Origin of the sequence: Limnofasciculus baicalensis BBK-W-15 (assembly GCF_024178385.1) — a bacterium.
GTDB classification, from domain to species: Bacteria; Cyanobacteriota; Cyanobacteriia; order Cyanobacteriales; family Coleofasciculaceae; genus Limnofasciculus; species Limnofasciculus baicalensis.
Map to the genome: position 1 here is coordinate 1 of NZ_JAMZMM010000464.1, position 4,078 is coordinate 4,078.

Annotated in this window: 5 protein-coding genes; 3 read left to right on the plus strand and 2 right to left on the minus strand. The window is 42.1% G+C overall.

What is annotated here, in order from left to right; genetic code table 11:
* Window positions 1-266 precede the first annotated feature (266 nt).
* Together NJ959_RS26570 and NJ959_RS26575 are read left to right on the plus strand one after the other, a co-directional pair.
* Window positions 267-590 (plus strand): hypothetical protein, encoded by a 324-nt coding sequence (locus tag NJ959_RS26570; protein ID WP_254014768.1) that lies wholly within the window; start codon window positions 267-269, stop codon window positions 588-590.
* Window positions 591-706: 116 nt separating this feature from the next.
* Window positions 707-1,231, plus strand: a complete 525-nt coding sequence (locus tag NJ959_RS26575; RefSeq protein WP_254014769.1) for a GNAT family N-acetyltransferase — start codon at window positions 707-709, stop codon at window positions 1,229-1,231.
* Window positions 1,232-1,438: 207 nt separating this feature from the next.
* On the opposite strand, the gene NJ959_RS26580 is transcribed toward NJ959_RS26575, so the two are convergent.
* Entirely contained in the window at window positions 1,439-1,579 is a 141-nt protein-coding gene (locus tag NJ959_RS26580) for a hypothetical protein (protein ID WP_254014770.1), read from the minus strand.
* Window positions 1,580-1,724: 145 nt separating this feature from the next.
* Between NJ959_RS26580 and NJ959_RS26585 the strand changes: the two genes are divergently transcribed.
* Complete coding sequence (locus NJ959_RS26585) at window positions 1,725-2,672, plus strand: SGNH/GDSL hydrolase family protein (RefSeq protein ID WP_254014771.1); 948 nt, start codon at window positions 1,725-1,727, stop codon at window positions 2,670-2,672.
* Window positions 2,673-2,877: 205 nt separating this feature from the next.
* Here the strand turns inward: NJ959_RS26585 and NJ959_RS26590 are convergent, their stop codons facing one another.
* Complete coding sequence (locus NJ959_RS26590; RefSeq protein ID WP_254014772.1) at window positions 2,878-3,951, minus strand: Gfo/Idh/MocA family protein; 1,074 nt, start codon at window positions 3,949-3,951, stop codon at window positions 2,878-2,880.
* Between the last annotated feature and the right edge of the window lie 127 nt (window positions 3,952-4,078).

The window sequence follows — 4,078 nt, forward strand, 5'->3', positions numbered from 1 at the left end:
CTGTGTAGCGACAGATTTCAATCTGTCGTAAATTTTGAGAATGAAACAGCCCTGCTTTGACAAGCAGGGCTGGGGGGGTAAAAACTTTGTCAAAAAACGAGTATCTTTGCCAAAGTGGGATGCTCCCGGTAGAGAATGCCTGAGATTTGGGAGTATTCGCAACAATCCGACAGTGGCGAATGAGTTATACAGAATCTCGCGGGAGACTATCTATCGACGTTATCCTTTTACAATTATCCTAAAACACAAAGAGATAGGAGTGAGCAGTGTCTAGAAATATATCTAGTGTCAAAGCCTTTGTTGAATTAGTAGAATCTGGCATAATTCCCCAGTCAGAAGTCACTGAATTTTACCAACCCCACCAAGAGTTAGAAGACGAAGAAGAAATAGTCACCGCCATAGAAGATTGGTTAAACCACCCATCTCGCAGCCAACTTCTCGCCAGTTATAAAGAAAAGTTAAAAAGTCTCCTCAGTAAAAGCAATTGGAATGCTTGCGCGGTGTTTCCTCACAAGTCGCCACGAATCCCAGCAAGATTATATATACTCAATTATCCCACAAAAAACCAGGAGAAAATCCACAAGTATTAACTTACTTATGCTTAAGTAGCCTAGACTTATTAATACATATAATCCTAGGAATTATCATCGCCTTACCCGTAAGCAAGCTACTAAAAAGTAACAGATAAAAACTATATCCCCCCAAAATGAACATCCGGAATGCCAAAGAAACCGACTTGCCAAAAATTATCGAAATTTACAATAATTCAATTCCCAGCCGACTATCAACAGCCGATACACAACCAATATCAGTTGAAAGCCGTTTAAACTGGTATAAAAAACACACACCCAACCATCATCCATTGTGGGTAATAGAAATAGAAAAAACCATCTCCTCAACAGATAAAAAATCCCCAGAAATAGCAGGTTGGCTAGGTTTCCAACCATTTTATGGCCGCCCAGCCTATGATAAAACCGCAGAAATTAGCCTCTATGTTTCCCCCCAATACCATCGCCAAGGAATCGGACAAAAACTCCTCACTCACGCCATCAATCAAAGTCCAAAATTAGGATTAAAAAACTTACTTGGCTTCATCTTCGCCCACAACGAACCCAGCTTAAAACTATTTAAAAAAAATGGCTTTCAAGAATGGGGTTATCTACCAAAAGTAGCAGAAATGGATGGAATTGAGAGAGACTTAATAATTCTAGGTTATGGACTTATTAAATAAAAAATCACTGAAATACACCCAAAATACCGATCTTACCTTCGCGTACCTTTGCGCTAACCTTCGCGTACCTTTGCGTTAAAAAACTCTATACCATCTAACCGATAACCACGATAAAATAAACATTCCACAATTAGCGATTGGGAAGAGAGACTAACCAAAGCTGTTTCAACAAGAGGCTTAAGCCCCTTGTTGAATGATACCTCTAAATTAGCCCACGGTGTAAGCCGTTTGCAAAGCCCACCAGAGGAGGAAACCAATCCCGCCCAAAACTAATACAGACGAAATCGCGATCGCCATTGGGCTATCGGCTCCTTTAAACTTCATGATACCACGATTTAGGTCTGACATATTCTTTTCTACGTTCCTCTATTTTTTCAAGGATTCCACCACTTGAATATATCCCGATCTAGAGTGATAATTGGGGGAGAATTCATAAAGTTAATCTTAAGATTTCTGCCTCGAACTAAAATTGTCTAGAAAAGGAAAAGTGCGAGTGAAACTATTGCTGATAATTGTGGCAGTATTAATCGGGTTATTCCTGCTATTGGAAGTAGGATTGCGGTTGTTTTGGGGTTTTGGCAATCCACTAATATATATTGCCGATGAGAAAATTGGTTACTTGTTAGCCCCAAACCAAAAGACAAAACGTTTTGGCAACCGAATCAGTATAAACGAATACTCAATGCGGAGTGCTGCGATCGCAAAACAACGTCCTCCTTCAACCCTACGAGTATTCCTCCTCGGAGATTCTATCGTAAATGGTGGCTGGTGGACAGATCAAGAACAAACCCTATCAGGATTAATTGCCAATCAACTCAAAACCCATACTGGCAAAGAAAAAGCACCATTAGAAAAAATAGAAGTTATCAACGCCTCAGCTAATTCTTGGGGACCGAGAAACGAAGTAGCGTATCTGCAACGCTTCGGGATATTTGAGAGCCAAGCCCTAGTGGTAGTAATCAATACCGATGACTTATTTGGCACAGCCCCGACATCCGTACCAGTAGGGCGCGATCGCTTTTACCCCAGTCAGAAACCCCCATTAGCCATTGTAGAAGCCATCACACGTTTTTCCCGGTATCAACCACCAGCAGAAATGGCAGCCGTAAATGCCGAAAAAGGCGATCGCGTAGGCTTTAATTTAGAAGCGATTGGCAAAATTCAGGAAATCGTCAAACAGACTGATACTCAGTTTCTCCTAGTCATGACACCCCTATTGCGGGAAGTAAGCAATCCCGGACCCCGTGATTATGAAATCAAAGCCCGCGATCGCCTAATTGAGTTTACCAAAGAACAGCAAATCACTTACATAGATTTTCTGCCCATCTTTAAGGAAACCGAAACCCCAGAAACATTATATCGCGACCACATTCACCTGAGTCCCGAAGGTAATAAAAAAGTCACAGAAGTTATTAGTCAGTGGTTATTGGTTGTTGGTTAGTAGTTGTTTGTTGTTAGTTATTAGTTATTAATTTTTTGCGATTGGTTATTGGTTGTTGGCGATTAGTTGTTGGTGATTGGTTGACAACTAAGGCGATCTGGTTTAATTGCAGATCCCAAACAATTATCCACTATCCGACAAATAATCAACAACCAACAACCAATAACAAACAACAAACAACCAACAACCAACAACCAATAACAATTTAATAAGACACCGCCACAGCCGGAGAAAGAAGATCCCGATTTTCTCTGTCTAGATGTCGGCAAACTTGACCGTCAAGAGCCATTTGTTCGATCAAAGTTGCCAAACGGAGCGCCTTGATTGCCTGTTCCCCACCTACAGAAGGTTGACAGCTTCCACGGACGCAAGTGACAAAATGTTCTAACTCAGCGTGCAATGGTTCGATATTACTGGTATAAACCTTCTCGATTAAGCCATCTTGTCTATATAGCACAGGACCTAAATCAGTCAAGCAATTAGTTGGCGTTTGTCGGTGAACCAGAATCTCATTTTTGAGAAAATCGGCTTCTGTCAGAGAATTTTTACAATGAGCAGAAATGCGACGGATTTTCCGGTGCGTTACCTTACTGGCAGTTAGGGTAGCGACAATACCATTAGCAAAGCCTAAATTAGCAGTGACATAATCTAAATATCCGGAATCTGAGCTACGATTACCAGTTGCTGTTAATCGTACCACTGGTGCGGCTGCGAGTTCTAACAGTAAATCGATATCGTGAATCATCAAATCCAGCACTACCGAAACATCATTAGCGCGTTGAGAGTAGGGACTCATCCGGTGCGCTTCTAAGGCTAGCAATTTTTCAGTCTTGAGAACTTTGGTAAGTTCCTGAAAAGCTGGGTTAAACCGTTCAATATGACCGACTTGCAGAAGGCGTTGGCACTCTGCGGCGGTATTCACTAAAGACTCTGCCTCAGCTATACTCGCGGCAATCGGTTTTTCAATTAATACATTAACCCCAGCCCGCAGACAAGCCATTCCGATTTCGTAATGGAGTTTCGTGGGAACGGCAATACAAACAGCTTCCACGTAGGGAAGCAAGTCGCGATAATCCTCAAAAAAGCGGACGCGGTATTTACTAGCAGTGTTTAAACCTCGCTCTACATTAATGTCTGAGACACCCACCATTTCAACATCTTTAAGCAGACTTAAAATGCGGACATGATGTTGTCCCATATTACCAACGCCAATCACGCCAATCCGAATCGGCTGCGGCAAATTGCGCTGGATATGGGCATCCAGGTGTCTTTGGTACATACTGTCTTGCACTATGATATGCTCCTCCACCACGGGAACTAAGTCGATTTGCTGATACTGAGCCGCCTTAAACCATCCAGATAGTACCACAGCACCTTTAAATGTGAAGAATTCCAAAGTAGGGGAG

What these genes read in the sequence shown, in the direction of transcription:
- NJ959_RS26590 (WP_254014772.1), bottom strand. Translation starts at nt 3,951, where the DNA reads ATGTACCAAAGACACCTGGATGCCCATATCCAGCGCAATTTGCCGCAG.
- NJ959_RS26580 (WP_254014770.1), bottom strand. Translation starts at nt 1,579, where the DNA reads ATGTCAGACCTAAATCGTGGTATCATGAAGTTTAAAGGAGCCGATAGC.
- NJ959_RS26575 (WP_254014769.1), top strand. Translation starts at nt 707, where the DNA reads ATGAACATCCGGAATGCCAAAGAAACCGACTTGCCAAAAATTATCGAA.